This window comes from Pseudomonas sp. GW821-FHT11G12, from assembly GCF_058808055.1.
The window spans coordinates 193,183-217,929 of sequence record NZ_JBXARH010000008.1 but is presented as its reverse complement, the minus strand read 5'-3'; the positions used below and the strand labels follow the sequence as shown (position 1 = coordinate 217,929).

Genomic DNA, 24,747 nt, shown 5'->3' with positions numbered 1-24,747 from the left:
CTGATGAACCGCGATCAGCGGCTCAACAGCACTTCGGCCCACCCTTGCCACCGTAACGGGCTTCCTGACGTTCGCGAAAGAACATCTCGTAGCTCATCACCGGTTTGTCCGGGTGTTTGGTTTGCATATGCTCGACGTACGTGTCGTAGTCGGGCATGCCGACCATCAGGCGCGCAGCCTGACCGAGGTATTTACCGAGGCGACTCAGGTCATTGAACATGGTGCAATCCTCTGGTTACGCATCCGGCAGGGCCTGGAACGGCGATTCTTTATCCGTACGCTCTTTTTTGCCCCAGGCGGCGATGCCGACCTTGAGCGCATAGAACAGGATGCTGAATACCACGAACAGGAACAGCGCGGTCAGCGTTGCGTTGGTGTAAGCGTTGAAGATCACGTGCTGCATCTGCTCGACGCTCTTGGCCGGTGCGATCACTTGGCCTGCGGCCAGTGCATCGCTGTACTTCTTGGCCAGCGACAGGAAGCCGACAGCCGGGTTGGCGTCGAACAACTTGATGAAGCCTGCAGTCGTGGTGCAGATCAGCAGCCAGGCAGCCGGCAGCAGAGTGACCCAGATGTAGCGCTGACGCTTCATCTTGATCAGGACCACGGTGCCGAGCATCAGCGCGATACCGGCCAGCATCTGGTTGGAGATACCGAACAGCGGCCACAAGGTGTTGATGCCACCCAGCGGATCGATCACGCCCTGATACAGCAACCAGCCCCACATCGCCACACAACCGGCGGTGGCGATCAGGTTGGCGGTCCAGGACTCGGTACGTTTCAGCGCCGGCACGAAGGAGCCGAGCAGATCCTGCAGCATGAAGCGCCCGGCACGGGTGCCGGCGTCCACAGCGGTCAGGATGAACAGCGCTTCGAACAGGATCGCGAAGTGGTACCAGAACGCCATGGTGTTTTCACCCGGCAGGACACTGTGCAGGATCTGCGCGATACCGACCGCCAGGGTCGGTGCACCACCGGCACGGGCCAGGATGGTGGTTTCGCCGATGTCATGCGCCACGGCTTGCAGCGCCTCAGGCGTGATCGCAAAACCCCAGTTGCTGACAGCGGTTGCCACCGCCACCACGTCACCGCCGACGACTGCCGCCGGGCTGTTCATGGCGAAGTACACGCCAGGCTCGATCACCGAGGCCGCAACCATGGCCATGATGGCCACGAACGATTCCATCAGCATGCCGCCGTAACCGATGTAGCGGGCGTTGGTTTCGTTATCCAGCAGTTTCGGCGTGGTGCCGGACGAGATCAGTGCGTGGAAGCCCGATACCGCACCGCAAGCGATGGTGATGAACAGGAACGGGAACAGACCGCCCTTCCACACCGGACCGGTGCCGTCGACGAACTGGGTCAGGGCCGGCATTTTCAGCTCGGGCATGGTGACCAGAATGCCGATCGCCAGGGCGATGATGGTACCGATCTTGAGGAACGTGGACAGATAGTCACGTGGCGCGAGGATCAGCCAGACCGGCAACACAGCGGCAACGAAGCCGTAACCGATCAGCATCCAGGTGATTTGCACGCCGGTGAAGCTGAAGGCCTTGGCCCACACCGGGTCAGCGGCAATCTGCCCGCCCAGCCAGATCGAACCGAGCAGCAGCACCACGCCGATCACCGAGATCTCGCCGATGCGGCCCGGGCGGATGTAGCGCATGTAGATGCCCATGAACATCGCGATCGGGATGGTCGCCATCACGGTGAAGATGCCCCAAGGGCTCTCGGCCAAGGCTTTGACGACGATCAGCGCCAGCACCGCGAGGATGATGATCATGATCAGGAAGCAGCCGAACAGCGCGATGGTGCCGGGGATACGGCCCATTTCTTCACGCACCATGTCGCCCAGGGAGCGGCCGTTGCGACGGGTGGACATGAACAGGACCATGAAGTCCTGCACCGCGCCCGCCAGCACCACGCCGGCAATCAGCCACAGCGTGCCGGGCAGGTAGCCCATCTGCGCAGCCAGTACCGGACCGACCAGAGGCCCCGCGCCGGCGATGGCCGCGAAGTGGTGTCCGAAGAGAATGTGTTTGTTGGTCGGAACGTAGTCCAGACCGTCATTGTTGAGCACGGCGGGGGTGGCCCGGCGTGGATCGAGTTGCATCACATTGTTAGCGATGAACAGACTGTAGTAACGGTACGCAACCAGATAAATGGCCACGGCGGCGACCACGATCCACAAGGCGTTGATCGCCTCGCCTCGGCGCAATGCCACTACGCCCAGGGCGCACGCTCCTACGATTGCCAGCACTAGCCAGGGTAAGTGGCGCAGCAGGCTATTATTATTTTTCATTTTATTATTCCAGCCAGGGTGGACAAGAAAGACAGCCACCCCGAGTTTAGCGCTACTGGCGGCAAAGGCCATACCCCGACATTGGTCGGACGCCCTGCCTGACTGGCAACACTCGACGTGGCGGGTCTATAGTCAGCGAACCGTCCAGAGGATTGCGCCATGAGCGAGCACCCGTCCGAGCGTCGCCGCTTCAAACGTATCGCGTTCGATGCCAGAACCGAATTGAGCCAGGGTGAATACATCTGGCCGGTGAAGCTGATCGACCTGTCGCTCAAGGGATTGTTGATCGAGCGGCCGGAGCCGTGGCTGGGGGATGAAACGCAGGACTTCAACGTCGACATTCACCTGAGCGACGACACCGACATCCAGATGGATGTGCAACTGGCGCACGACGATCATGGCCAACTGGGTTTCCAGTGCCGGCACATCAGCCTGGAATCGATCCAGCGCCTGCGCCGCCTGATCGAGCTCAACCTCGGGGATGAGGCCGAGCTCGAACGAGAGCTTGGCGCGTTGATGGAGCTCTGATTACTCGAAGAGTGAATCCAGCGCCTGCTCCAGACGCGTCACTGCAATGATCTGCAAGCCTGGAGGCGCTTCCTTCGGCGCGTTGCCCTTGGGCACGATCGCGCGCTTGAAGCCGTGCTTGGCCGCTTCCTTCAAACGCTCCTGACCGCTCGGCACCGGACGTACCTCACCAGACAAACCGACTTCGCCGAACACCAGCAGATCGTGGGGCAACGGACGGTTGCGCAGACTCGACATGACGGCGGCCATCAGCGCCAGATCGGATGCGGTTTCCAGCACCTTCACCCCGCCGACCACGTTGAGGAACACGTCCTGATCGTGAGTCGGAATGCCGCCATGACGGTGCAACACCGCCAACAGCATCGCCAGACGGTTCTGATCCAGACCCAGCGTGACCCGACGCGGGTTGGCCAGATGACTGTCATCCACCAGCGCCTGGACTTCCACCAGCATCGGCCGGGTACCTTCCCACGTTGCCATTACCACACTGCCCGGGACTTCTTCCTGAGCGCGTGTGAGAAAAATAGCCGAAGGGTTGGAGACTTCTTTCAGGCCCTTGTCGGTCATGCCGAACACGCCCAGCTCGTTGACGGCGCCGAAACGGTTTTTCACCGCCCGTAGCAGGCGCAACCGGCCATCGGACTCGCCTTCGAAATACAGCACAGTGTCGACCATGTGCTCCAGAACACGCGGGCCGGCCAATGCGCCTTCCTTGGTGACGTGACCGACCAGGAAAATCGCCGTGCCGCTTTGCTTGGCGTAACGCACCAGCAACGCCGCACTTTCGCGCACCTGGGACACGCCACCCGGTGCCGATTGCAGTTGTTCGGTGAAAATCGTCTGGATCGAGTCGATCACCATCACCTTGGGTTTTTCCTGGCGGGCGGTGGCGATGATGGTTTCGATACAGGTTTCGGTCATGACCCGCAGTTGATCCTGCGGCAGCCCAAGGCGACGTGCGCGCATCGCCACTTGTTGCTGGGATTCCTCACCGGTGACGTACAGCGCCGGCATGGTCTTGGCGAGGTTGCACAGGGTCTGCAACAGAATCGTCGACTTGCCGATACCCGGATCGCCGCCGATCAGCACCACCGAGCCGTCCACCAGACCACCACCGAGTACTCGATCCAGCTCACCGGAGGCTGTGGAAAAACGCGGAATCTCTTCGATGCTGACTTCGGCCAGGGTCTTGATCTGCGCCTGTTGCCCGGCCCAGCCGGTGCGCCCGCTCGGGGCGGCGGCGCCACCGCTCTCGACCATGGTTTCGGTCAGGGTGTTCCACGCGCCGCATTCGCCGCACTGCCCGGCCCACTTGGGAAAGGTTGCGCCGCACTCGGTGCAGCCGTACATGCGCTTGGCCTTGGCCATCTGAACCCCCGGCAAAAACCGCGATGATAACGCAGCCGTCGCCGATCAGCGCGGCGCGGCGGTACGGATTTCCCCGCTGGCCAGACGCGCGGCGCTGTTGCCCAACGGATCTTGCGCGTTCAGATCGGCGCCCCTGGCCTTGAGGGCGTCGAGCAAGGCCTCACGCTTGAACAGCCCTGCGTACATCGCAGCGGTCTGACCCGCCCCGTTGCGTTGGTCCGGGTTGCAGTCGGTAGCCATCAATCGACGGGCGATCTGCAATTCCCCTTTGAATATGGCCCCCATCAGGGCGGTGTTTCCGCGCTGATCCTGGGCACAGGCATTCGCCCCGGCAGCCAGCAACTTGTCCACCGCGTCACCTTCGCCGTGGTAGGCCGCGAGCATCAGCGCGGTGTAACCCTTGGCATCTCGGGTATCCAGGGAATAGCCCGCCTCGATGAAGGTGTCGAGTACGGCGATATCGCCCTCACGGGCGGCATTGAAGTAGTAGTCCTGCAATTGCGCCTTGAGCACATCAGGGTCCTGTTCGGCCGGTGCAGCCATGGTCGCGAACGACAGACAGCCCAGCAACAGCGAAAGATAGAACCGCATGAGTCACCGCCTTGAAGGGAAACGGAGCCCTTTCGGGCCCCGCGATCGTTCTTAGTCGACCAGTTTGGCCGCCAGGGCCTTGACCCGATCCAGGTCACCCTTGGCCACCTTGGTCACGCCGGCGCCGTACTCCGGATCGGCCTTATAGAGGAAGGACAGGATGATGTGCTTGCTCTCGTCATCGGTGCTCGCCAGCGAACCGCCAAAGCTCTCGATCAGGTCCTGACGTTCCTTCTTGCTGAAGGATCGATACAGATCACCGGCTTGCTTGAAGTTCTGCTCACGCTGGATTTTCGCCTGCTGAGTGCTGCCTTGCAGGGACGTCTGGCTGTACCGTGCGCCTTGTGGCTCCTCACGCGGGTGCAAGCGACTCGGCTGGTAGTTCACGCCCGTATTGCTGGCGCCGAAGTTCATCGCGCCATCCTGATTACCATTGTTCACCGCAACTTTTGGAGCGTTGATGGGGAGTTGCAGGGCATTGGCACCCAGGCGATACATTTGAGTATCGGCATAGGAGAACACTCGGCCTTGTAACAAGCGATCTTCCGAAGGTTCGATACCGGGAACAATATTGGCCGGCGCCATGGCCACCTGTTCAGTTTCCTGGAAGACATTTGCCGGATTGCGGTTCAAGACCATTTGTCCAACTTTCCGTTCAGGAACATTGGGCCAGATCTTGGTTGCGTCCAGTGGATCGAAATCAAACTTGGACAAATCTTGCGGATTCAGGACCTGAACGTACAAGTCCCACTTCGGAAAATTGCCCTTGTTGATATTAGTTACCAAATCATTGGTCATGTGACTGTAGTCACGACCCTGAACTTTTGCGACTTGTTCAGGATCGAGGTTCTTGATCCCCTGCAAACTTTTCCAGTGAAACTTCACGTAGTGCACTTCACCCTTGTCGTTGACCAACTTGTAGGCGTGCACACCGTTGCCATCCATCTCCCGATAACTGGCGGGTGTCCCTGAGTTGGAATACAGCTCGGTCAATGTACGAGTGGCTTCCGGTACATGAGAGAAGAAGTCGAAACGGCGCGAGTCGTCGTCCAGGTTAGTGCGCGGATCAGGCTTGAAAGCATGCACCATGTCCGGGAACTTGATGGCGTCGCGGATGAAGAACGTCGGGAAGTTGTTACCGACCAGATCCCAGTTACCGTCAGCGGTGTAGAACTTGGTCGCGAAGCCCCGTGGGTCACGCAACGTCTCCGGAGAATGATTGCCATGAACCACAGCGGAGAAACGCACGAACACCGGTGTGACCTGGCCGGCAGCGAACACCTTGGCCTTGCTCAGATCACTGAGATCGTTGGTGACGGTGAACGTGCCATGAGCACCGGTGCCGCGGGCATGCACGACGCGCTCGGGAATACGCTCGCGGTCGAAGCGCTGCAGTTTCTGGATCAGTTGCACGTCCTGCAACAGCACCGGTCCATTGGCGCCGGCGGTTTGCGAGTTCTGGTTATCGCCTACCGCCGCACCGTTATCCCGGGTCAGAGGCGCGGCGTTCACGGAAAAGGTCAGCAGGCTGGCGGCCAATACGCCGACGGTACGGCGAAGGGGCAATACCCCTGAACCAAGTGTGGAATTCATTTCAGGTTCCTCTGTTGTTTGAGGCGCATCCAGGTGCGCCAACCAGAGGCTAGAGAGTCACGACGGCGAACATAAATAGAAAATCCACACTCCGTCGATTGAGAAAAATAGCTTCTCGATCAGAGCCTTGCGGAGTAATTCGCGCGCGATTAGTGGCACTTTGCAAACTAATCGCGAATTGATGTGTCGATAAAAACGAGCATTGTAAGAAGGTGTTTCGCGCAGGACGCGTTTTGCTGATTTACACTGCGTACACCAAACTCATCTGTAACAAGGAAATAACTATGGGCGTGCTCAGCGAGTTCAAGGCCTTCGCGGTCAAAGGCAATGTGGTCGACATGGCCGTCGGTATCATCATCGGTGCGGCCTTCGGCAAAATCGTTTCGTCGTTTGTCGGTGACGTCATCATGCCGCCAATCGGCCTGCTGATCGGTGGGGTGGACTTCAGTGACCTGGCGATAACCCTGAAAGCCGCCGAGGGCAGCGCCCCTGCGGTCGTTATGGCCTACGGCAAGTTCATCCAGAGCATTCTGGACTTCATCATCGTCGCCTTCGCGATTTTCATGGGCGTCAAAGCCATCAACCGCCTGAAACGCGAAGAAGCCGTCGCTCCGACCTTGCCACCAGTGCCAACCAAGGAAGAAGAACTGCTGGGTGAGATCCGCGATCTGCTCAAGGCCCAGAACAATCGGCCCTGAACCCCATGAACGGCGCCTGAAGGCGCCGTTTCTTCACCAGTAGTTTTCCACCGCCACCTGCCCTGGCCGCCGCGTCAGGCTGAGGCTCATGCCCCGATGCTTGAGCAGGGCCCGGGTGTCGTCGATCATCTGCGGATTACCGCAGAGCATGACCCGCGAATGGGCCGGATCAAGCTCAATACCTGCCGCCTGCTCCAGCTCCCCGTTTTCGATGAGCGTGGTAATGCGCCCGTTGAGGGCCCCCAAACAGGGCTCACGCGTCACCACAGGAATGAACTGGAACTTGTGAGCGTACTCGGCCAGATAGTCACGCTGCGTCAACTCGGCAATCAGCTGTTGATAAGCCAGCTCCCGCGCCTCACGCACGCTGTAGACGAGGATGATTCGCTCGAATTTCTCCCACACTTCAAAGTCCTGCAGGATCGACAGAAACGGCGCCACGCCGGTGCCTGTGGATAACAGCCAGAGATCCCGGCCATCGACAAAACGGTCCAGCGTCAGATACCCGAAGGCCTGGCGATCCACCAGCAAGGTGTCACCTGCCTTCAGACGGCTCAACTCACTGGTGAACTCACCCCCGGGTACCACGATGGAAAAGAACTCAAGAAACTCATCGAACGGTGACGACACCATGGAATAGGCCCGCCACACCGTGCTTCCGTCGGCTTTGGTCACCCCAAGGCGGGCAAATTGCCCGGCGCGAAAGCGAAAGCCTGCGTCACGGGTCGTACACAATGTGAACAGGCTGGGCGTCAAAGGCTGCACGTCAAGCAGCGTCTGGCTGCTGAATTTTTCTGCGCTGGCGGTCATGCGGCGCTCCCTCGACAAAGAGCTTCAGTGTCACTCAATTAGAGGCTTTGAAACACCGACGTTTTGTAGTGGTATTTAACACCATCATTTTTCAAGAAAAACAGAATTGTTAACAACGACCAAACAGCCTTTGAGTCAAAACTTTGAATGACGCCTTGAGTACAACTCACCCCACTTCAAGGCCTGAACTTTTACCTATCTTGAAATCCGATATTCCTATCCAGAGCAGCCTCTAAGAACAAAAAAATCCAAACACCCATACAAGAAGCGTCCTACACTCGTTTCCGTGCCTGACTCTTGGATCCAAGATCGCACCCCAGCGAAACACTCTCGGAGACTCTTCAAATGGAACTGTGGAAGGAGCGGCAGATACAGCAGGTGACATTCGCCACAAGAATTGAAACCGCCTACCCGATTCTGCTGACATTTGCCAAAAACATAGGCTTCAAATTCTGTGGGATTTCAGTCACATCGACTGAACGAGAGATACTACCCAAAGCCTTGAATATCAATAACTACCCCGAAGCATGGAACAAACAATACGAAGAGGAATGTTACTGCAAAGATGATCCGGTAGTAGCACACTGCAATCAGTCAATGCTGCCAATTACTTGGAACAAGGAACTCTTCTCAAAAACTCCGAAGTTGTGGGAAGCGTTACAGGAACAAGGACTGCAATACGGATGGTCGCAATCGTTTCATCACGAAGAAAGTGGCCTGTGCAGCATTCTCAGCCTGGCTCGGCCTCACTGTCCGATCAGCGCAATCGAGTTGTATGAACATTTTGGCTACATGTTTTACGTCACCAGCCATCTGGCCGAGTTGTTCGCGCAAGCGCTTCCCACGCGACCGGCCAAGGCCCGACCGCCTCGCCTGTCCGCTCGGGAGGTCGAGGTGTTGAAGCTGTGTGCATCCGGTAAAACCGCCTATGAAACCGCCCGAATCCTGAGCCTTAGCGAACGCACCGTTAACTATCATGTGCAAAACGTGATTCTGAAATTGAATGTCTGCAACAAGGTCTCCGCAGTCATCGCCGCCGCCAAGGCCGGGATCATCTAGTCGGCGTCCCCGAAATCAGGCAAGTAATGCAGTCGAAAAAAAAGTACCATTTGCGACCTTCCTGAGTGATGCCGCGAAACTTCGCGCCGCTGTCCACTCGGACGGTTCCGCCGCACAACACCCTGGGCCGCGGGACACCCGTTGATTACCCAGAGTCCCCCGCCCCATGCCTTTGCTCGATACGCCCTTCGCCCAGCTTGATCTGATCCGCCAGCCCGAACAGCAGAACGAACCGCTGCAAGCTTTCGATGCGGCCGACGAATACCTGCTCAATCATCTGGCCGAGCAGAACCCGGCGGCAAACACTCGGGTATTGGTGCTCAACGACAGCTTCGGCGCGCTGGCCATCAGCCTCTGCGGCAAAGTGCAGGTCAGCAGCAGCGGCGATTCGTTCCTGGCGTTTCAGGGTCTTGAAAAAAACCTGCTGCGCAATGGCCGGGTATTCGATGCGCTGCGCGGCACGCCGGCCAGCGAGCCGTTGGTCGGGCCATTCGACCGGGTACTGATCCGCGTTCCAAAAACCCTGGCGCTGCTGGAAGAACAACTGATTCGCCTGCAAGGCCAATTGGCGCCCGGTGCCCAGGTGATAGCCGCAGCCATGGTCAAACACTTGCCCCGCGCTGCCGGTGATCTGCTGGAACGCTACATCGGCCCGGTTCAGGCTTCGCTGGCCGTGAAGAAGGCGCGCTTGTTGATCGCCACGCCTGAGGCCAAGGCTGCGGCCGTCTCGCCTTATCCGACCCGCTATCGCCTCGACGAGCCGGCCATCGAACTGCTCAACCACGCCAACGTGTTCTGCCGCGAAGGGCTGGATATCGGTACTCGCGCCTTTCTTCCGCACTTGCCGAAGAATCTCGGCGCGGCGCGGGTTGCCGATCTCGGTTGCGGTAACGGCGTACTGGCCATCGCCAGCGCCCTGCAAAACCCTGATGCGCATTACACGCTGGTGGACGAATCGTTCATGGCCGTGCAATCGGCGGCCGAGAACTGGCGCGCGGCGTTGGGTGAACGTGAGGTGATCGTTCGCGCCGGCGACGGTCTGGCCGGGCAGGAAGCGCAATCGCTCGACGTGGTGCTGTGCAACCCGCCGTTCCATCAACAACAGGTGGTCGGCGACTTCCTCGCCTGGCGCATGTTCCAGCAGGCTCGTGAAGCGCTGGTCGTTGGCGGTGCGCTGTACATCGTCGGCAACCGTCACCTGGGTTATCACAGCAAACTGGCGCGGCTGTTCCGGGGCGTCGAGCAAGTCGCGGCCACGCCGAAGTTCGTCATCCTCAAGGCGCGTAAATAATCCGGGCAAAAAAAACCCTCCGGTCGGAGGGTCAAAAATCCGTGCCGCAAGGCGACGGGATGGGAAGTTTCAGTGTGTAGTCAGGCCTGCGGCGTTCATGAACATGCGCATCAGGCTGGCGACGATGAACAATGCACCGACGCTGCCGACCCAGATCATGGCCAACCAGCCGAGCCGCTGCCACAGCGGCTTTTTTTCGGCTTCTTCAATGTCGTGCAGGGAATGTTTGCCGGTCATGCTTGCATCCTCCGGTTGAGGGAGATGGCGCCGCTGTCGGCGCCATCGTGATCACCCCTAGTGATAGCCGTCTTCATGGGTGACCTTGCCGCGGAACACGTAATAGCTCCAGAAGGTGTAACCCAGGATGAACGGGATGATGAACAGCGTGCCGACCAGCATGAAGCCCTGGCTTTGAGGCGGTGCGGCGGCGTCCCAGATCGAGATCGACGGCGGCACGATGTTCGGCCACAGGCTGATACCCAGTCCGCTGTAGCCGAGGAAGATCAGCACCAGGGTCAGCAGGAACGGCATGTAGTTGGCATTGCGCGCCACCGCGCGGATCAGACCGTACATCGTCACCAGCACCAGAATCGGCACCGGCATGAACCAGAACAGGTTCGGCATGCTGAACCAGCGCGTCGCGATTTCCGGATGGGCCAGCGGCGTCCACAGACTGACGATGCCGATCACCGCCAACAGCACGAAGGCCAGAGGGCGCGCCAGGTCATGCATCTGCTCCTGAAGCTTGCCTTCGGTCTTCATGATCAGCCACGTGCAACCGAGCAAGGCATACGCCACCACCAGCGCAGCGCCGCAGAACAGCGTGAACGGCGTCAGCCAGTCCAGTGAACCGCCGGCGTATTGCCGGTTGACCACCGGCAGCCCATCGATGAATGCGCCAAGCGCCACGCCCTGGAAGAACGTCGCCGCCACCGAACCACCGATGAACGCCTTGTCCCACAGGTGACGCTTGTCGTCCTTGGCCTTGAAGCGGAACTCGAACGCCACGCCACGGAAAATCAGCCCGATCAGCATGAAGATCAGCGGCAGGTACAGCGCCGACAGCACCACCGAATAGGCCAGCGGGAAGGCGCCGAACAACGCAGCGCCCCCCAATACCAGCCACGTTTCGTTGCCGTCCCATACCGGGGCGACAGTGTTCATCATCACGTCGCGGTCAGTCTTGCCGGGGATGAACGGGAAAAGAATCCCGATCCCCAGGTCGAAACCGTCCATGACCACGTACATCATGATGCCGAAGATGATGATCACGGCCCAGATCAGCGGAAGATCAATACCCATGATTCAAATCTCCTTGGTCAGGCTGCGATCGTGTTCGGCGCCATCGTCGTCGGCAGCGGACAACGGACGGGCCGGTGTGCGTTTCTGGCCAGGACCACCGTCGTTGGTTTCCTTGCCTTCGTCGGTCTTCGGCCCTTTGCGCACCAGGCGCATCATGTAGCCCAGACCCGCACCGAACAGCGCGAAATACACCACCACGAACATGATCAGTGTGATGCTCATCTGCATGAAGCTGTGGTTGGAGGACGCATCCGCCGTGCGCATCAGCCCGTAGACCACCCACGGCTGACGACCGATTTCAGTGGTGAACCAGCCCGCCAGGATCGCGATCAGGCCAGACGGGCCCATCCACAACGCCAGGTACAGGAACGGCCGCGAGGTGTAGAGCGTGTCGCGCTTGCGCAGCCACAGGCTCCAAAGACCGGTGAAGATCATCAGGAAACCGAGGCCGACCATGATCCGGAACGACCAGAACACGATGGTCGAATTCGGCCGGTCTTCCGGTGGAAACTCCTTGAGCGCCGGAACTTGCTTGTCCAGCGAGTGCGTCAGGATCAGGCTGCCGAGGTACGGGATCTCCACCGCGTACTTGGTTTTCTCTTCCTTCATGTCCGGCCAGCCGAACAGGATCAGCGGCGTCGCTTCGTCGCCGTGGTTTTCCCAGTGGCCTTCGATCGCGGCAATTTTCGCCGGCTGATGCTTGAGGGTGTTGAGGCCGTGGAAGTCGCCGATGACCGCCTGGATCGGCGCAACGATCAACGCCATCCACATCGCCATCGACAGCATGGTGCGGATCGCCGGGTTGTCCTTGCCGCGCAGCAGGTGCCAGGCCGCGGAGGAGCCGACGAAGAATGCGGTCGCCACGAACGCCGCCGTCGCCATGTGCATCAGGCGATACGGGAACGACGGGTTGAAGATGATCGCCAGCCAGTCGGTCGGGATGACCTGGCCATTGACGATCTCGAAACCCTGCGGGGTCTGCATCCAGCTGTTGGAAGCCAGAATCCAGAACGTCGAAATCAACGTGCCGATGGCAACCATGACCGTGGCGAAGAAGTGCAGCTTGCGTCCGACCTTGTTCCAGCCGAACAGCATGACGCCCAGGAAACCGGCTTCGAGAAAGAAAGCCGTAAGCACTTCATACGTGAGCAAAGGCCCGGTGACGGAACCGGCGAAGTCCGAGAAGCGGCTCCAGTTGGTGCCGAACTGATAGGCCATGACCAGGCCCGAGACCACCCCCATGCCGAAGTTGACGGCAAAGATCTTCGACCAGAAATGGTAGAGATCGCGGTAGGTGTCGTTGCCGGTTTTCAGCCACAGGCCTTCCAGCACCGCGAGATAACTCGCAAGACCGATGGTGATCGCCGGGAACAGGATGTGGAACGAGATGGTGAACGCGAACTGAATTCGGGCGAGATCTAGTGCCTCTAAACCGAACATAAGCTTTCCTCTATCAGATAACGGTTCCAAGGCTGGCGGCCTTGAACCACTGCCCCCACGGGTATGGAGTGCGGCGAACTCGGATTCGTTCTTCTTTTTACAGGCATCGCGACGCAGGGAGTCTGCCGACGGGTCCCGGATCAGTTCCGCGAAGGGTCTTGATCTGGATCAATCAACGTTGAAAGAGTAGTCCCATTTCCGACGGGGAACCGCGTGGTCTTTTGCCGCGTGACAAGTTGCCTCAGAGTCTTGGTAAAGCCCTGAAATACATCGATGGCCGGGTTGAGTGTCCGGGTCCCGAAAAATCGATGCCTGGCTAACTAAATTTTTTGTCATAGCAACTTCCTGTTACAGACTGGTGATAATCTCGCGGTTCCCCTCGTTCAAGACCGGCCCGCAGATGCCCAGCCAAGAGCCCTTGCTGTTACGCCACCACCGCCCCTTTCTTGCGTTCTGGTTTGCCCGGATCTTCACCGCCAGCGGTTTCCAGATGCTCACCGTGGCGATCGGCTGGAATCTCTATCAACTGACCGGCAACGTGCTCGACCTGGGTCTGGTTGGCCTGGTGGAATTCGCGCCACGGGTGCTGTTCATGCTGCACACCGGGCATGTCGCCGACCGCTACGACCGGCGCAGGGTCGCGGCGATCTGTCAGTCCCTACAGGCCTTGATCGCCTTGGCACTGGCCATCGGCAGCGCCACCGACCATGTCACCCGGGAAATGATTTTTATCCTGGCATTCCTGCTGGGCGCCGCGCGCTCCTTCGAGATGCCGACCACCCAGGCGCTGCTGCCGAGTATCGTGCCCAGCGCTTTGTTCCCGCGGGCGGTCGCCGCCGCGCAATCGGCGCAGCAATCAGCCACTATCGTCGCCCCGGCGATGGGCGGTCTGCTCTACGCCTTCGGCAGCGTGTGGGTCTATGGCCCGACGGTCATTCTGTATGTCATCGCCTGCACCTTGATGCTCAACCTGCCTGCACGGCAAACCCCACTGAACAAGGGCAAGGCGACGCTGGACTCGTTGCTGGCGGGGATTCGTTTCATCCGCAGCCGCCCGGATATCCTCGGGGCGATCTCGCTGGACCTGTTCGCCGTACTGCTCGGCGGTGCCACGGCATTGTTGCCGGTGTTCGCCAAGGACATCCTGCTGACCGGGCCGTGGGGCCTGGGGTTGCTGCGTTCGGCGCCGGCGGTCGGGGCGTTGATGATGTCGCTGTTCCTGGCGCGCTTCGCCGTCGAACGCAACGTCGGCCGGGTGATGTTCACCGCCGTCGGTGTATTCGGCGTGGCCACCATCGCCTTCGGTCTGTCGACCTCGTTCTGGTTCTCGCTCGCAGTGTTGGTGGTGCTCGGCGCGGCGGACATGATCAGCATGGTGATCCGCGCCTCGTTCGTGCAACTGGAAACCCCGGACGAAATGCGCGGCCGGGTCAGCGCGGTGAACGGCCTGTTCATCGGCGCCTCGAACCAGTTGGGCGAATTCGAATCCGGCCTCACCGCCCACTGGTTCGGCACCGTACCGGCAGTGGTGATGGGCGGGATCGGTACGCTGGTGGTGACCGGAACCTGGATCAAACTGTTCCCGACCCTGGCCAATCGCGACCGGATGCATGTGCCGGTGGAAGAGGTGAAGGCCTGACTTTCTCAGGCCAGTAACTCCCCCGCCACCTTCGATCTGGCGGCCTTGCCCGCCAGTTGCTCGACCAGCGTCAGCGCAAACGCAAGCGCGGCGCCGGAGCCTTGGGCAGTGATGCAATTGCCGTCGACCACCACCGGTTGATCGACAAACGTGCATCCGGAGAGGTTATGGCTGGTGGCGGGCAAACAGGTCATGCGTCTTTGGCGCAAAACACCAAAGCTTTGCAGTGCGACCGCCGGGGATTCGGCGATGGCGGCGAACAGTCGCCCGGCGCTGGCCTGATCCTTGAGCAGTTGCTGTAAAGGCTGGTGGGCCGCCAAATGTTGAGCGCCGACGATGCCACCGGGCAGGACGATCAGGTCGAAGGTCTGGGCCAGCACATCAATGAGCATGCCGTCGGCGGTCAGTCGCGTGCCTCGGGCACAGGTCAGCATGCGCCGGCCTTCGATGCTGGCGGCCACCACTTCGACGCCGGCGCGGCGCAGCACGTCGATCAGGGTCACGCATTGCAGATCATCGATGCCCTCGGCGAGGGTAATCAGGGCTCTAAAGGTCATGGGCGCAATCCGCTGAGTGGTTCATTAAGCTTAGTCAGCTTTGTCCCGAACCGTTCAGCCTGCGCCGTTACTTGATGTAAAGCTGAGTCGACATCGTGTTGCGCGGGGCGTTGATTGATGTGTTGCTGAACGTGAAAGTGCCCTCCTGCCGGCCTGCCAGATCGAAGGTATAGAGAGAACCAACGGTTTTACTGCCGGGCGTGCACTCGGTCAGATTGCCGTTATCGAAGGCACACACCGGGCTTCGCGTGCCGTTCACTTCAAAACCGTCCAGTGCGGCCTGGGGCTGGCTCTGGCCATAGCCGATTTCCAGCACATAAACCTTGATGCCCGGCGCGCTGTGATCGCACCGGGTCTGCACCTGACCATCGGTAATGTCTTCGAGCCCGCAGGACGCCGACTGAACCTTGATGACTTTCACCTCGCTCAGTGGCGGTGCCGATGCGGCGGATGCAGCGGGTGCCCCGGTCAGCAACAGTGCGATCAACCCGCAGGCCTTCATCCAATGCTTGTTCATGCGATCCATTCCCGAAAAATCAGCGCGCAGTATGGCCGGTTTGGCCGCGACACAAAACTTCGCCGACGATCGATACCAACATCCGCCATATTCCTCACGCTGCTGGTATGATGCGCGGCTTTTTCCGGCCCACCACAATTTTCCAGGCGCTTGCGACGGTCTGTGCTTTGCTGTTGAGGTCGATACATTCACGGCGCCACGCGCGCCACGGGGAGCAGACATGCTGGAAAGGCTGTTTCAACTCAAGGCACACAACACCAACGTGCGGACCGAGATTCTGGCGGGCGTCACGACCTTCCTGGCCATGGCCTACATTCTGTTCGTCAACCCGAGCATCCTCGGCGAGACCGGCATGGACAAAGGCGCGGTGTTCGTCGCCACGTGCCTTGCGGCTGCCATCGGCTCCACGGTGATGGGCCTGATCGCCAACTACCCGATCGCCCTCGCGCCGGGCATGGGCCTGAACGCCTTCTTCACCTACACCGTCGTGCTGCACATGGGCCACACCTGGCAAGTGGCGTTGGGTGCAGTGTTCATCTCGGCCGTGTGCTTCTTCCTGCTGTCGATCTTCCGCATCCGTGAATGGATCATCAACAGTATCCCGCTGCCGCTGCGTTCGGCGATTGCCGCCGGTATCGGCCTGTTCCTGGCACTGATCGCCCTGCACAACGCCGGTATCGTGGTCAGTAACCAGGCGACCATGGTCGGCCTCGGTGACCTGAAGCAACCGGCACCGATCCTCGCCACCCTCGGTTTCGCCCTGATCGTCGCCCTTGAAGCCCTGAAAGTACGCGGCGCAGTGCTGATCGGCATTCTGGCAGTGACCATCGTCTCGATCGTGATGGGCTTCACCCCGTTCAGCGGCGTGACTTCGATGCCACCTTCGCTGGCCCCGACCTTCCTGCAACTGGACATCAAGGGCGCACTGGACATCGGTCTGGTCAGCGTGATTTTCGCCTTCCTGTTCGTTGACCTGTTCGACAACTCCGGCACCCTGATCGGCGTCGCCAAGCGCGCCGGCCTGATGGGCAAGGACGGCCACATGCCGAAGATGGGCCGCGCACTGATCGCCGACAGTACGGCGGCAATGGCCGGTTCGCTACTGGGCACCTCGACCACCACCAGCTACATCGAGTCCGCTGCAGGCGTGAGCGCCGGCGGCCGCACCGGCCTGACCGCCATCGTTGTCGCGATCCTGTTCCTGCTGGCGCTGTTCTTCTCGCCACTGGCCGCCAGCGTGCCGGCCTTCGCCACCGCACCGGCCCTGCTGTTCGTCGCCGTGCTGATGACTTCGGGCCTGGCGGAAATAGACTGGGACGACATCACCGTCGCCGCGCCGGTCGTGGTCACCGCACTGGCGATGCCCTTCACCTATTCCATCGCCAACGGCATCGCCTTCGGCTTCATCGCCTGGACTGCAATCAAACTGCTGTCCGGCCGCGCCCGTGAGCTGAACCCGGCGCTGGTGATCCTGTCGATTCTGTTCGTGATCAAGCTGGGTTGGTTCAACGCATGACTTTTGATTCCCAGGCCTACGCCGCACAACTCGAAGACAAGGTCACGCGCCTGCGTGACCTGCTGGCCCCGTTCGACGCACCGGAGCCAGCGGTGTTCGACTCGCCGCTGCAGAACTTCCGTCTGCGTGCCGAATTCCGCCTGTGGCGCGAGGGCGGTGAGCGGCATTACGCGATGTTCTCGCAGGATGACAAACGCACGCCGATCCTGATCGAAGAGTTCCCGATCGCCAGCCTGCGCATCAACCAGTTGATGCCGCAATTGAAAGCGGCATGGCAGGCCAGCGCGGCGCTGAGCCACAAGCTGTTCCAGGTGGAGTTTCTGACCACCCTGGCCGGCGACGCGATGATTACCCTGTGCTATCACCGTCCGCTGGACGAGCACTGGCATGCGGCGGCCACCAAGCTTTCGGCGGACCTGGGCGTCAGCATCATCGGTCGCTCCAAGGGCAAGCGCGAAGTGCTCGGCCTCGATTACGTGGTCGAGAAACTCGAAGTCGGCGGTCGCACTTTCAGCTATCGCCAGCCGGAAGGCGCGTTCACCCAGCCCAACGGCACCGTGAACCAGAAGATGCTCAACTGGGCATACGAAGCACTGGGCGATCGCAGCGACGATCTGCTGGAGCTGTACTGCGGCAACGGCAACTTCACCCTGCCGCTGGCGACCCGCGTGCGCAAAGTGCTGGCCACGGAAATCAGCAAGACGTCGGTTAACGCGGCGTTGAGCAACCTGGCTGAAAACGCTGTGGATAATGTCACCCTGGTGCGCCTGTCCGCCGAAGAGCTGACCGAAGCCCTGAACGAAGTTCGCCCGTTCCGTCGCCTGCACGGCATCGACCTGAAGAGCTACGAGTTCGGCAGCGTGTTCGTCGACCCGCCACGGGCCGGCATGGACCCGGACACCTGCGAACTGACCCGTCGCTTCGACAACATCCTGTACATCTCCTGCAACCCGGAGACCCTGGCGGCCAACATCGCCCAACTGCACGACACGCATCGCATTACCCGCTGTGCGCTGTTCGACCAGTTCCCGTGGACCCACCACATGGAATCCGGCGTGCTGTTGACCCGGCGTTGATCGCAGGTGCCAGAAACAAGAAAGCCGTCCTGACCGACGGCTTTTTTGTGCCTGTTCATGACACAGGATCGATCTTGCGCGGGCGCCCGCCCTTCCTGCCGTTGGCCCGTGCAGCTTCTGCCTTGGCGGCGCTGCTCTGGCGACCATTGCGGGAAGCGATCACCGAGGCTGCCATGGCCATCAATGGCTGACTGGCCGAGATCATGCCGGCGATGGAAACCTGCAGGTCCTTGCCATCGTGGCAAAGGGCAGTGCCGGCAAAACCGACGATCAATCCGCTGAAGTCTTCCGGTTCGAAATCATCGAATTCCCGGTAAAGATTCACTGGCAGCAGCACGCCGCTGTCGTCTTCAAAGTGAATCACCAGGCACGGTTTCTGAAAGGACACCGATACGGCTTGCAGGCTGCTGCGTCGGCGCAGCCCCCCGCGATCGACAGCTTCATCGAGGCGCTTTTCCGTTACCGGTCGATCAGCATGCAAACCGGCCTTTACTGTTTTCATAGTTCGATCTCCACACCTTCCTGAGCACCGACCAGGGCCAGCAAGGTTTTGTTTTCTTCTGGCTCGTAATACGCCGATCCGATTCTGAAGGTTGCATTGGTGACTTCGCGCATGACGGCCACTTCGTTCGAGTCCCCGTCCCACCATTGATTATCGAGACACGCCGTCTGCAAACGAGTCCACCAAATTCGGCGAGCCCGCCGCAGATGAACGGTTTCACGGAGCGATTGGCGCAACCCCTCAAGCACTGCAATCGGTGGCCGACGCGACAGCGGCACCACATCCCATAACTCCACGCCGTTGTGCCAGAAGCTGAATTTGAAGCGGGCACTCCATGCACCTGAATCTACGTGCGCATGGGGCGGACAATGTTCGTCTCGCAGCATGATCACCACCGACAATCCCTTGTAACTGCACACTTTCATGCTAACCCATCCGTTAGGTTAAAGAGTTTCGAAAACTGCCATTCCCTGACAATTCCGACCATCGGCATTGTTGCCTTCAATGGTCATTACGTTTTCGAGCCTAGTGCGGGATTCAGGAAAGCCCCGCGCAAAATGGTAAGCAGTTCTTTCGCAGCGGCCGCGCATTTGCTACATACGAAGACTCATTCCCCGGTGTAATCAATCATGCAGCGACACTTCGACGATCTTCAGCTAGGCAGCATCGAGTTGTTTTGCCTGGCCGCCGAGTGCGGCAGTTTCACCGGCGCGGCGCAGGCGGCTTCGGTGACGCCGGCTGCCGTGAGCCGCTCGGTGTCACGCATGGAGGAACGCCTGGGCGTGCGGCTGTTCGCGCGCACCACCCGCAGTGTGAAATTGACCGACAGCGGCCGGCGCTACTACGAAGAATGCCGTCAGGCACTGGCGCAGCTGGTCGAGGCACAACGGGAAGTCATGGGCCAGCAGCAGGAACCGTCCGGCACCCTGCGCATCAGTATTCCTACGACCTACGCCCATCATCGGATCCTGCCGCTGCTGCCCGCGTTTCGCGCGCGCTTTCCTCAGGTGAAGGTCGACATGCACATCAGCAATCGCAACATCGACTTCGTCGGCGAGGGTTACGACATGGCGATCCGCGTGCGGGCCATTCCCGACTCAGGCCTGATCGCCCGACACCTGGAAGATGCGGCGCTGGTGATGGTCGCCAGCCCCGATTACCTGAAACGCGCCGGCACGCCGCAGACCCTCGAAGACCTCGAACAGCACGAGTGCATCCAGTACGAATTGCCCAGCAGCGGGCGGCGAATCACCTGGCTGTTTTACGACGAGGACGCGCCACGGGAAATCCTCGCCGAGGGCAATTTCTGCTGTTCCGATGACGTGCTCGGAGGCGTGACCCTGGCCAGACACGGCGCTGGGCTGTTCCAGACTTATCGCTTCATTGTGGAAAAGGAACTGGCCGACGGCTCGCTGGTGGAAGTGCTCAAACCCTACAGCGGACGCTCGCGGCCATTCACCCTGCTGTACCCGCAGAATCGCCACATGCCGCTGCGAGTCAGGGCTTTCATTGATTTTCTGGTGGAGCAATTGCCGCGTTGATTCTTGCCAGTGTGCGATCACCGCACACAAAACAGGACTGTCGATGTAGAGCAATTGATTAAAGTAACCAGCTAGTACAATTTAACTCCACAGGTCGAAACCCTCGACCCAAGCCAAAAACAATAAGTGGAGTTTGCCCCCATGCCCCCTATCGTTCTGGTGCTCAACGGCCCGAACCTGAACCTGCTCGGCACCCGTGAACCGGCGACCTACGGTCACGAAACCCTGGCCGACATCTCTGCCCTGTGCGGGCGCGCCGCCGAAGAATTCGGCCTGGCCGTGGAGTTTCGCCAGACCAACCATGAAGGCGAACTGCTCGACTGGATTCACGGCGCCCGCCAGCGCTGCGCCGGCATCGTCATCAACCCGGCCGCCTGGACTCACACTTCGGTAGCGATCCGCGATGCCCTGGTCGCCAGCGAATTGCCGGTGATCGAAGTCCATCTGTCCAACGTCCACGCCCGCGAGCCGTTCCGTCATCACTCGTTCGTCTCGGCCATCGCCACGGCCGTGATGTGCGGCTTCGGCAGCCATGGCTATCGCCTGGCCCTGGAGCATTTCAGCCAGCGTCTGAAGGGGGGAACCGCATGTTCCGCAACAACGTGATACTGGCCGGGCTGATCGGCGCCGGCATTCAGGCGTCACGCACCCCGGCGCTGCACGAACACGAAGGTGACGAACAGGGCCTGCGCTACCTGTACCGTTTGATCGATCTCGATCAACTGCAACTGGACAGCAACGCCCTGCCCGACCTGCTGCTGGCCGCCGAACGCATGAACTACACCGGCCTGAACATCACCTTCCCGTGCAAGCAGGCAATCATCCCGCTGCTCGATGAACTGTCACCCGAGGCCCGAGGCATCGGAGCGGTCAACACCGTGGTGTTGAAGGACGGCAAACGCGTCGGCCACAACACCGACTGCCTGGGGTTCGCCGAAGGATTTCGTCGCGGCCTGCCAGACGTCGCCCGCGAGCACGTCGTCCAGATGGGCGCCGGTGGCGCCGGTGCGGCGGTGGCCCACGCCTTGTTGAGCGAAGGCGTACAAAAACTGAGCATTTTTGATGTGGACATTGAGCGGGCCGAAAGCCTGGCCAACAACCTCAATCAGCATTTTGGCGCGGGCCGCGCCGTGGCCGGACATGATCTGCCGAGTGCGTTGAGTCACGCTGACGGGCTGGTGAACACCACGCCAATGGGCATGGCCAAATTGCCGGGCATGCCGCTGCCGGCAGCATTGCTACGTCCAGAATTGTGGGTGGCGGAGATCGTGTATTTCCCGCTGGAAACCGAACTGCTGCGCAACGCCCGCGCCTTGGGTTGCCGAACCCTGGATGGCGGCAACATGGCGGTGTTTCAGGCCGTGAAGGCGTTTGAACTGTTCAGCGGCGTGGCGCCGGATGCGCAGCGAATGCTAGCGCATTTTCAAAGCATGAAAGGATAAAACCGTGAGGGGGCGACGCCCCCTCGATACCGATCAGGCCTGCAGGTAACGCAGCACCGACTCGCAAATCATTTCGCGATGACGCTGCTTGATGGTTTCGTCCGGCAGGTCGATCTGAAAGATCTCACCGAACGTGTGGCGGTTCGACACGCGATAGAAGCAGAACGAACTGATCAGCAGATGCACGTCCAGCGCGTCGAGCCCGGCGCGGAACACACCTTCAGCGGCACCGCGCGCCAGGATCTCGCCCAGCGAATCGAGGATCGTGTTGTTCATCGCCTTGATCGCATCGGAACGCTTCACATACTCGGCGTTGTGGATGTTTTCGATGCAGACGATGCGCACGAAATCGACGTTGCGGTCGTGGTGATCGAAGGTGAACTCCACCAGGCGCCGGATCGCTTCCACCGGCGGCAGCTCGGCCAGGTGCAGACGGCTTTCGGTGCTGCGGATATCGCCGTAGAGCTTCTCCAGCACCTCGACGTACAACTGCTCCTTGCTGCCGAAGTAGTAATAGATCATGCGCTTGGAGGTGTGGATACGCTCGGCGATCGCGTCCACACGAGCACCCGACAGGCCCTGCTGGACGAACTCGACGATCGCTTCCTGGAGGATGTTTTCGCGGGTTTTTTCCGGGTTGTTCTTGCGACTCTTGCGCGGCTCTACCGCTGGTAAAACGGGGGCTGCGGAAAGTTCTGAAGTCATTGTCATTGCGGGCTCACGGCCATCACTGCACAGGCTGGCGATTATGGGCCGCGCGCCCCAGCGAAGGAAGCCGCGCGACCCGTGTTTAATCCCGCGTTTACGAATTTCCTACAACTTCGCCTGGCGAACAGCGCCACTGCGTGCTTTGGCCATTGCCGCCAGTCGCACCGCGACGTTGGCCGCGCCATAACCGGCGTAACCGTTCTTGCGCTGAATGATCTCGAAGAAGAAGCGCCCTTCGAACGGCTCGGTGTAGACGTGGAACAACTCGCCGCCCTGGGCATCACGGTCGTAGAGCACGTTGTAGTACGCCAGTTCGCTGAGAAACTCGTCATCGAAATCGAAACGCGCCGCGAGATCATCGTAATAGTTGAGCGGGATATCCAGCAGCGGTACGCCCGCCTCTTTGGCACGGCTGACCTGATCAAAGATGTCGTCGCAGTCGAAGGCGATGTGATGCACCCCGGAACCGCGATAACTCGACAGCGCGTGTGAGATCGCGGTGTTGCGGTTCTCGGAAATGTTCAGCGGCAAGCGGATCGAACTGTCGCGACTGCGCAGCGCGCGACTCTTCACCAGACCGTACGGATCCGGCAGCACCACTTCGTCGTCGGCCTCGAAATCCAGCAGGCTCTTGTAGAACAGCACCCAACTGTCGAGGCTGTCCGCCGGCAGCGCCATGGCCATGTGATCGATGCGTTTGAGGCCGCCGCGAGCCACCGCATCCGGCAGCAGATTGAAGTCGGTGCCGTAGACATCCGCCTCTTCATCCACCAGATAAATCAGGCTGCCATCCGGCGCACGCACCGCTGCGAGTTCCAGCTCGTTGGGGCCGACCAGTCCGCGATACGGCTGACCTTTATAGGCGACGGCGCGGGCCAGCGCACTGGCGCTGTCCTTGACCCGCACGGCGGTGGCGCACAGCGACGGGCCGTGGGACTCGAAGAAACTGTGGGCGAACGAGTAAGGTTCGGAGTTGAGGATCAGGTTGATATCGCCCTGGCGCAGCAGGCTGACGCTCTTGGAGCGATGCTGCCCGGCCTTGACGAAACCCAGTCGCTCAAGCCAGTTCGACAGTTTGGCGCCGAGCGCTTCGTCGACGGCAAACTCAAGAAACTCGATGCCGTTGTAGGCGCTGGCCTTCGGCGTCTCGAAGAGGATTTCGCGGTTATCCACAGGACGGATGTCCTGCTCCAGACGCTGGCGGGTTTTCTCCTCCAGATACAGCAGCGAACGCAGACCGTCAGCCGCATTGGCCCGAGGCGGCGCGGCACGGAAGCCGTCGTTGAAGATTTCCAGCGATAGCGGCCCGGTGTAGCCGCTCTGGATGATTGGCGCGAGGAAGCCCGGCAGATCGAATTCACCCTGTCCCGGGAAGCAGCGGAAATGCCGGCTCCACTCCAGCACATCCATCGCCAGGATCGGCGCGTCGGCCATTTGCACGAAGAAAATCTTGTCGCCGGGAATCTCGGCAATCGCCCGTGGATCCCCCTTGAGCGACAAGGTGTGAAAGCTGTCGAGCAACACGCCGAGGCTTGGGTGATCGGCTTGGCGCACGATGTCCCAGACCTGTTGATAAGTATTGACGTGACGACCCCAGGCCAGCGCTTCATAACCGATGCGCAAGCCACGGGCGCCGGCGTGTTCGGCCAGCAGGCGCAGGTCATCGATGAGGATCTGTTGATCGCCGATACTGTCAGGGGAGGCGTTGCTGCACACCAGCACCAGGTCGGTGCCCAGTTCCTGCATCAGATCGAACTTGCGTTCGGCCCGCTCCAGGTTGCGGTCCAGACGATCGCGGCGGCAGCCTTCGAAATCGCGGAACGGCTGGAACAGGGTGATGGCAATCCCGAGGTCGGCGCACATCTGCCTGATTTCCCGGGGACTGCCGTCGTAGTACAGAAGGTCGTTCTCGAAAATCTCCACCCCGTCGAACCCGGCGGCGGCAATGGCCTCGAGTTTTTCCGGCAGGGTTCCGCTCAAGGAAACGGTGGCAATGGATCGCTGCATGTTTCAACTCCCGGTGGAGACGTCGGCTACGAGGATTGCGCCGCTTTTATAAGGTGAGCGAATTATTGGTCCCGGTTTTTCATTGAGCAATTTAAACTGTACTACCCGGTTAGTTTTGCGTGCGATTATCGAACACAATGCCGGTTTGGCGAATTGACGATTTTTCGCCCACTGCCCAACATCCCTTTCACCTTGAGTCCGGATCTGAACCACCGGTCGCAGCGTGCACAAAAAAAGCACACCAAATAACAAATCCAAAA

The 24,747-nt window shown here is 60.2% G+C and carries 25 protein-coding genes; 10 read left to right on the top strand and 15 right to left on the bottom strand.

The features are described 5' to 3' along the window. Nucleotides 1-22: 22 nt before the first annotated feature. Together AC1RR7_RS22580 and AC1RR7_RS22575 are read right to left on the bottom strand one after the other, a co-directional pair. On the bottom strand, nucleotides 23-220 hold the full coding sequence (locus AC1RR7_RS22580; RefSeq protein ID WP_003228401.1) for a YbdD/YjiX family protein: 198 nt from the start codon (nucleotides 218-220) through the stop codon (nucleotides 23-25). Nucleotides 221-235: 15 nt separating this feature from the next. Beyond that, nucleotides 236-2,302: a carbon starvation CstA family protein gene (locus tag AC1RR7_RS22575; protein ID WP_096820844.1), complete on the bottom strand. Its 2,067-nt coding sequence runs from the start codon at nucleotides 2,300-2,302 to the stop codon at nucleotides 236-238. Nucleotides 2,303-2,461: 159 nt separating this feature from the next. On the opposite strand from AC1RR7_RS22575, the gene AC1RR7_RS22570 reads away from it, so the two are divergent. Further along, nucleotides 2,462-2,830: a PilZ domain-containing protein gene (locus tag AC1RR7_RS22570; RefSeq protein WP_085712214.1), complete on the top strand. Its 369-nt coding sequence runs from the start codon at nucleotides 2,462-2,464 to the stop codon at nucleotides 2,828-2,830. Here the strand turns inward: AC1RR7_RS22570 and radA are convergent, their stop codons facing one another. The 3 genes from radA to katB are packed head-to-tail and all read right to left on the bottom strand — an operon-like array spanning nucleotide 2,831 to nucleotide 6,382. After that, nucleotides 2,831-4,198, bottom strand: a complete 1,368-nt coding sequence (radA, locus tag AC1RR7_RS22565; RefSeq protein ID WP_039771749.1) for a DNA repair protein RadA — start codon at nucleotides 4,196-4,198, stop codon at nucleotides 2,831-2,833. A gap of 45 nt (nucleotides 4,199-4,243) precedes the next feature. Further along, a complete protein-coding gene (locus AC1RR7_RS22560; protein WP_096820843.1) occupies nucleotides 4,244-4,789 on the bottom strand; it encodes an ankyrin repeat domain-containing protein in 546 nt (181 codons plus the stop codon). A gap of 51 nt (nucleotides 4,790-4,840) precedes the next feature. Next, the gene (gene katB / locus AC1RR7_RS22555) at nucleotides 4,841-6,382 is read right to left on the bottom strand and encodes a catalase KatB (protein WP_493073002.1); all 1,542 of its coding nucleotides are present in this window, start codon (nucleotides 6,380-6,382) and stop codon (nucleotides 4,841-4,843) included. A 284-nt stretch (nucleotides 6,383-6,666) separates the two neighbouring features. Between katB and mscL the strand changes: the two genes are divergently transcribed. Next, nucleotides 6,667-7,080 (top strand): large-conductance mechanosensitive channel protein MscL, encoded by a 414-nt coding sequence (gene mscL / locus AC1RR7_RS22550; RefSeq protein WP_085712217.1) that lies wholly within the window; start codon nucleotides 6,667-6,669, stop codon nucleotides 7,078-7,080. Nucleotides 7,081-7,113: 33 nt separating this feature from the next. On the opposite strand, the gene AC1RR7_RS22545 is transcribed toward mscL, so the two are convergent. Further along, nucleotides 7,114-7,890 (bottom strand): ferredoxin--NADP reductase, encoded by a 777-nt coding sequence (locus tag AC1RR7_RS22545; protein WP_273538046.1) that lies wholly within the window; start codon nucleotides 7,888-7,890, stop codon nucleotides 7,114-7,116. 345 nt (nucleotides 7,891-8,235) lie between these two features. On the opposite strand from AC1RR7_RS22545, the gene AC1RR7_RS22540 reads away from it, so the two are divergent. Both AC1RR7_RS22540 and AC1RR7_RS22535 read left to right on the top strand, forming a co-directional pair. After that, nucleotides 8,236-8,949, top strand: coding sequence for an autoinducer binding domain-containing protein (locus tag AC1RR7_RS22540; RefSeq protein WP_102621114.1), 714 nt, complete (start codon nucleotides 8,236-8,238; stop codon nucleotides 8,947-8,949). A 166-nt stretch (nucleotides 8,950-9,115) separates the two neighbouring features. Continuing rightward, nucleotides 9,116-10,240, top strand: a complete 1,125-nt coding sequence (locus tag AC1RR7_RS22535) for a methyltransferase (protein WP_102621115.1) — start codon at nucleotides 9,116-9,118, stop codon at nucleotides 10,238-10,240. A 69-nt stretch (nucleotides 10,241-10,309) separates the two neighbouring features. On the opposite strand, the gene AC1RR7_RS22530 is transcribed toward AC1RR7_RS22535, so the two are convergent. From AC1RR7_RS22530 to AC1RR7_RS22520, 3 genes are read right to left on the bottom strand one after another with little or no spacing between them, the layout of a single operon-like run. Further along, nucleotides 10,310-10,477, bottom strand: a complete 168-nt coding sequence (locus tag AC1RR7_RS22530; protein ID WP_007950992.1) for a DUF2474 domain-containing protein — start codon at nucleotides 10,475-10,477, stop codon at nucleotides 10,310-10,312. 57 nt (nucleotides 10,478-10,534) lie between these two features. Then, on the bottom strand, nucleotides 10,535-11,542 hold the full coding sequence (cydB, locus tag AC1RR7_RS22525; protein ID WP_085697554.1) for a cytochrome d ubiquinol oxidase subunit II: 1,008 nt from the start codon (nucleotides 11,540-11,542) through the stop codon (nucleotides 10,535-10,537). A 3-nt stretch (nucleotides 11,543-11,545) separates the two neighbouring features. Beyond that, entirely contained in the window at nucleotides 11,546-12,982 is a 1,437-nt protein-coding gene (locus tag AC1RR7_RS22520; protein ID WP_493158467.1) for a cytochrome ubiquinol oxidase subunit I, read from the bottom strand. 400 nt (nucleotides 12,983-13,382) lie between these two features. Between AC1RR7_RS22520 and AC1RR7_RS22515 the strand changes: the two genes are divergently transcribed. Continuing rightward, entirely contained in the window at nucleotides 13,383-14,621 is a 1,239-nt protein-coding gene (locus AC1RR7_RS22515) for an MFS transporter (protein WP_493158465.1), read from the top strand. A gap of 5 nt (nucleotides 14,622-14,626) precedes the next feature. Here AC1RR7_RS22515 and AC1RR7_RS22510 read toward each other — a convergent pair whose 3' ends face one another. Both AC1RR7_RS22510 and AC1RR7_RS22505 read right to left on the bottom strand, forming a co-directional pair. Continuing rightward, nucleotides 14,627-15,178 carry a DJ-1 family glyoxalase III gene (locus AC1RR7_RS22510; protein WP_273541292.1) on the bottom strand — a complete coding sequence of 184 codons (552 nt, stop codon included), beginning with the start codon at nucleotides 15,176-15,178 and terminating at the stop codon, nucleotides 14,627-14,629. A 67-nt stretch (nucleotides 15,179-15,245) separates the two neighbouring features. Beyond that, nucleotides 15,246-15,695: a DUF4879 domain-containing protein gene (locus AC1RR7_RS22505; RefSeq protein WP_273541294.1), complete on the bottom strand. Its 450-nt coding sequence runs from the start codon at nucleotides 15,693-15,695 to the stop codon at nucleotides 15,246-15,248. 220 nt (nucleotides 15,696-15,915) lie between these two features. On the opposite strand from AC1RR7_RS22505, the gene AC1RR7_RS22500 reads away from it, so the two are divergent. Together AC1RR7_RS22500 and trmA are read left to right on the top strand one after the other, a co-directional pair. Beyond that, the gene (locus tag AC1RR7_RS22500) at nucleotides 15,916-17,211 is read left to right on the top strand and encodes an NCS2 family permease (protein WP_273541115.1); all 1,296 of its coding nucleotides are present in this window, start codon (nucleotides 15,916-15,918) and stop codon (nucleotides 17,209-17,211) included. After that, nucleotides 17,208-18,287 carry a tRNA (uridine(54)-C5)-methyltransferase TrmA gene (trmA, locus tag AC1RR7_RS22495; RefSeq protein ID WP_114885665.1) on the top strand — a complete coding sequence of 360 codons (1,080 nt, stop codon included), beginning with the start codon at nucleotides 17,208-17,210 and terminating at the stop codon, nucleotides 18,285-18,287. Before AC1RR7_RS22500 ends, trmA begins: the two co-directional genes overlap by 4 nt. A gap of 55 nt (nucleotides 18,288-18,342) precedes the next feature. On the opposite strand, the gene AC1RR7_RS22490 is transcribed toward trmA, so the two are convergent. Both AC1RR7_RS22490 and AC1RR7_RS22485 read right to left on the bottom strand, forming a co-directional pair. Further along, nucleotides 18,343-18,789: a hypothetical protein gene (locus tag AC1RR7_RS22490; protein WP_493066467.1), complete on the bottom strand. Its 447-nt coding sequence runs from the start codon at nucleotides 18,787-18,789 to the stop codon at nucleotides 18,343-18,345. Next, entirely contained in the window at nucleotides 18,786-19,214 is a 429-nt protein-coding gene (locus tag AC1RR7_RS22485; RefSeq protein ID WP_273541113.1) for a DUF4160 domain-containing protein, read from the bottom strand. The genes AC1RR7_RS22490 and AC1RR7_RS22485 overlap by 4 nt, the downstream gene beginning before the upstream one ends. Nucleotides 19,215-19,418: 204 nt before the next feature. Here AC1RR7_RS22485 and AC1RR7_RS22480 point away from each other — a divergent pair, with 204 nt between their 5' ends. From AC1RR7_RS22480 to AC1RR7_RS22470, 3 genes are all read left to right on the top strand, one after another. Next, nucleotides 19,419-20,330: a LysR family transcriptional regulator gene (locus tag AC1RR7_RS22480; protein WP_102621123.1), complete on the top strand. Its 912-nt coding sequence runs from the start codon at nucleotides 19,419-19,421 to the stop codon at nucleotides 20,328-20,330. A 141-nt stretch (nucleotides 20,331-20,471) separates the two neighbouring features. After that, entirely contained in the window at nucleotides 20,472-20,936 is a 465-nt protein-coding gene (gene aroQ, locus AC1RR7_RS22475) for a type II 3-dehydroquinate dehydratase (RefSeq protein ID WP_493158463.1), read from the top strand. Beyond that, nucleotides 20,918-21,772, top strand: coding sequence for a shikimate dehydrogenase (locus AC1RR7_RS22470; RefSeq protein WP_493158462.1), 855 nt, complete (start codon nucleotides 20,918-20,920; stop codon nucleotides 21,770-21,772). The genes aroQ and AC1RR7_RS22470 overlap by 19 nt, the downstream gene beginning before the upstream one ends. A 33-nt stretch (nucleotides 21,773-21,805) precedes the next feature. Here AC1RR7_RS22470 and AC1RR7_RS22465 read toward each other — a convergent pair whose 3' ends face one another. Together AC1RR7_RS22465 and quiC are read right to left on the bottom strand one after the other, a co-directional pair. Beyond that, entirely contained in the window at nucleotides 21,806-22,483 is a 678-nt protein-coding gene (locus tag AC1RR7_RS22465; protein ID WP_096820828.1) for a TetR/AcrR family transcriptional regulator, read from the bottom strand. Between the two features lie 102 nt (nucleotides 22,484-22,585). After that, nucleotides 22,586-24,487, bottom strand: coding sequence for a 3-dehydroshikimate dehydratase QuiC (quiC, locus tag AC1RR7_RS22460; RefSeq protein ID WP_273538856.1), 1,902 nt, complete (start codon nucleotides 24,485-24,487; stop codon nucleotides 22,586-22,588). Between the last annotated feature and the right edge of the window lie 260 nt (nucleotides 24,488-24,747).

Bases quoted from the DNA above. Each gene is read 5' to 3' on its own strand.
- AC1RR7_RS22540 (WP_102621114.1), top strand. From the start codon at position 8,236: ATGGAACTGTGGAAGGAGCGGCAGATACAGCAGGTGACATTCGCCACA.
- AC1RR7_RS22515 (WP_493158465.1), top strand. From the start codon at position 13,383: ATGCCCAGCCAAGAGCCCTTGCTGTTACGCCACCACCGCCCCTTTCTT.
- AC1RR7_RS22510 (WP_273541292.1), bottom strand. From the start codon at position 15,178: ATGACCTTTAGAGCCCTGATTACCCTCGCCGAGGGCATCGATGATCTG.
- AC1RR7_RS22570 (WP_085712214.1), top strand. From the start codon at position 2,462: ATGAGCGAGCACCCGTCCGAGCGTCGCCGCTTCAAACGTATCGCGTTC.
- trmA (WP_114885665.1), top strand. From the start codon at position 17,208: ATGACTTTTGATTCCCAGGCCTACGCCGCACAACTCGAAGACAAGGTC.
- AC1RR7_RS22575 (WP_096820844.1), bottom strand. From the start codon at position 2,302: ATGAAAAATAATAATAGCCTGCTGCGCCACTTACCCTGGCTAGTGCTG.
- mscL (WP_085712217.1), top strand. From the start codon at position 6,667: ATGGGCGTGCTCAGCGAGTTCAAGGCCTTCGCGGTCAAAGGCAATGTG.
- AC1RR7_RS22580 (WP_003228401.1), bottom strand. From the start codon at position 220: ATGTTCAATGACCTGAGTCGCCTCGGTAAATACCTCGGTCAGGCTGCG.
- AC1RR7_RS22505 (WP_273541294.1), bottom strand. From the start codon at position 15,695: ATGAACAAGCATTGGATGAAGGCCTGCGGGTTGATCGCACTGTTGCTG.
- AC1RR7_RS22465 (WP_096820828.1), bottom strand. From the start codon at position 22,483: ATGACAATGACTTCAGAACTTTCCGCAGCCCCCGTTTTACCAGCGGTA.
- AC1RR7_RS22530 (WP_007950992.1), bottom strand. From the start codon at position 10,477: ATGACCGGCAAACATTCCCTGCACGACATTGAAGAAGCCGAAAAAAAG.
- AC1RR7_RS22560 (WP_096820843.1), bottom strand. From the start codon at position 4,789: ATGCGGTTCTATCTTTCGCTGTTGCTGGGCTGTCTGTCGTTCGCGACC.
- AC1RR7_RS22545 (WP_273538046.1), bottom strand. From the start codon at position 7,890: ATGACCGCCAGCGCAGAAAAATTCAGCAGCCAGACGCTGCTTGACGTG.
- quiC (WP_273538856.1), bottom strand. From the start codon at position 24,487: ATGCAGCGATCCATTGCCACCGTTTCCTTGAGCGGAACCCTGCCGGAA.
- AC1RR7_RS22535 (WP_102621115.1), top strand. From the start codon at position 9,116: ATGCCTTTGCTCGATACGCCCTTCGCCCAGCTTGATCTGATCCGCCAG.
- AC1RR7_RS22480 (WP_102621123.1), top strand. From the start codon at position 19,419: ATGCAGCGACACTTCGACGATCTTCAGCTAGGCAGCATCGAGTTGTTT.
- katB (WP_493073002.1), bottom strand. From the start codon at position 6,382: ATGAATTCCACACTTGGTTCAGGGGTATTGCCCCTTCGCCGTACCGTC.
- cydB (WP_085697554.1), bottom strand. From the start codon at position 11,542: ATGGGTATTGATCTTCCGCTGATCTGGGCCGTGATCATCATCTTCGGC.
- AC1RR7_RS22470 (WP_493158462.1), top strand. From the start codon at position 20,918: ATGTTCCGCAACAACGTGATACTGGCCGGGCTGATCGGCGCCGGCATT.
- AC1RR7_RS22520 (WP_493158467.1), bottom strand. From the start codon at position 12,982: ATGTTCGGTTTAGAGGCACTAGATCTCGCCCGAATTCAGTTCGCGTTC.
- aroQ (WP_493158463.1), top strand. From the start codon at position 20,472: ATGCCCCCTATCGTTCTGGTGCTCAACGGCCCGAACCTGAACCTGCTC.
- AC1RR7_RS22500 (WP_273541115.1), top strand. From the start codon at position 15,916: ATGCTGGAAAGGCTGTTTCAACTCAAGGCACACAACACCAACGTGCGG.
- AC1RR7_RS22490 (WP_493066467.1), bottom strand. From the start codon at position 18,789: ATGAAAACAGTAAAGGCCGGTTTGCATGCTGATCGACCGGTAACGGAA.
- AC1RR7_RS22485 (WP_273541113.1), bottom strand. From the start codon at position 19,214: ATGAAAGTGTGCAGTTACAAGGGATTGTCGGTGGTGATCATGCTGCGA.
- radA (WP_039771749.1), bottom strand. From the start codon at position 4,198: ATGGCCAAGGCCAAGCGCATGTACGGCTGCACCGAGTGCGGCGCAACC.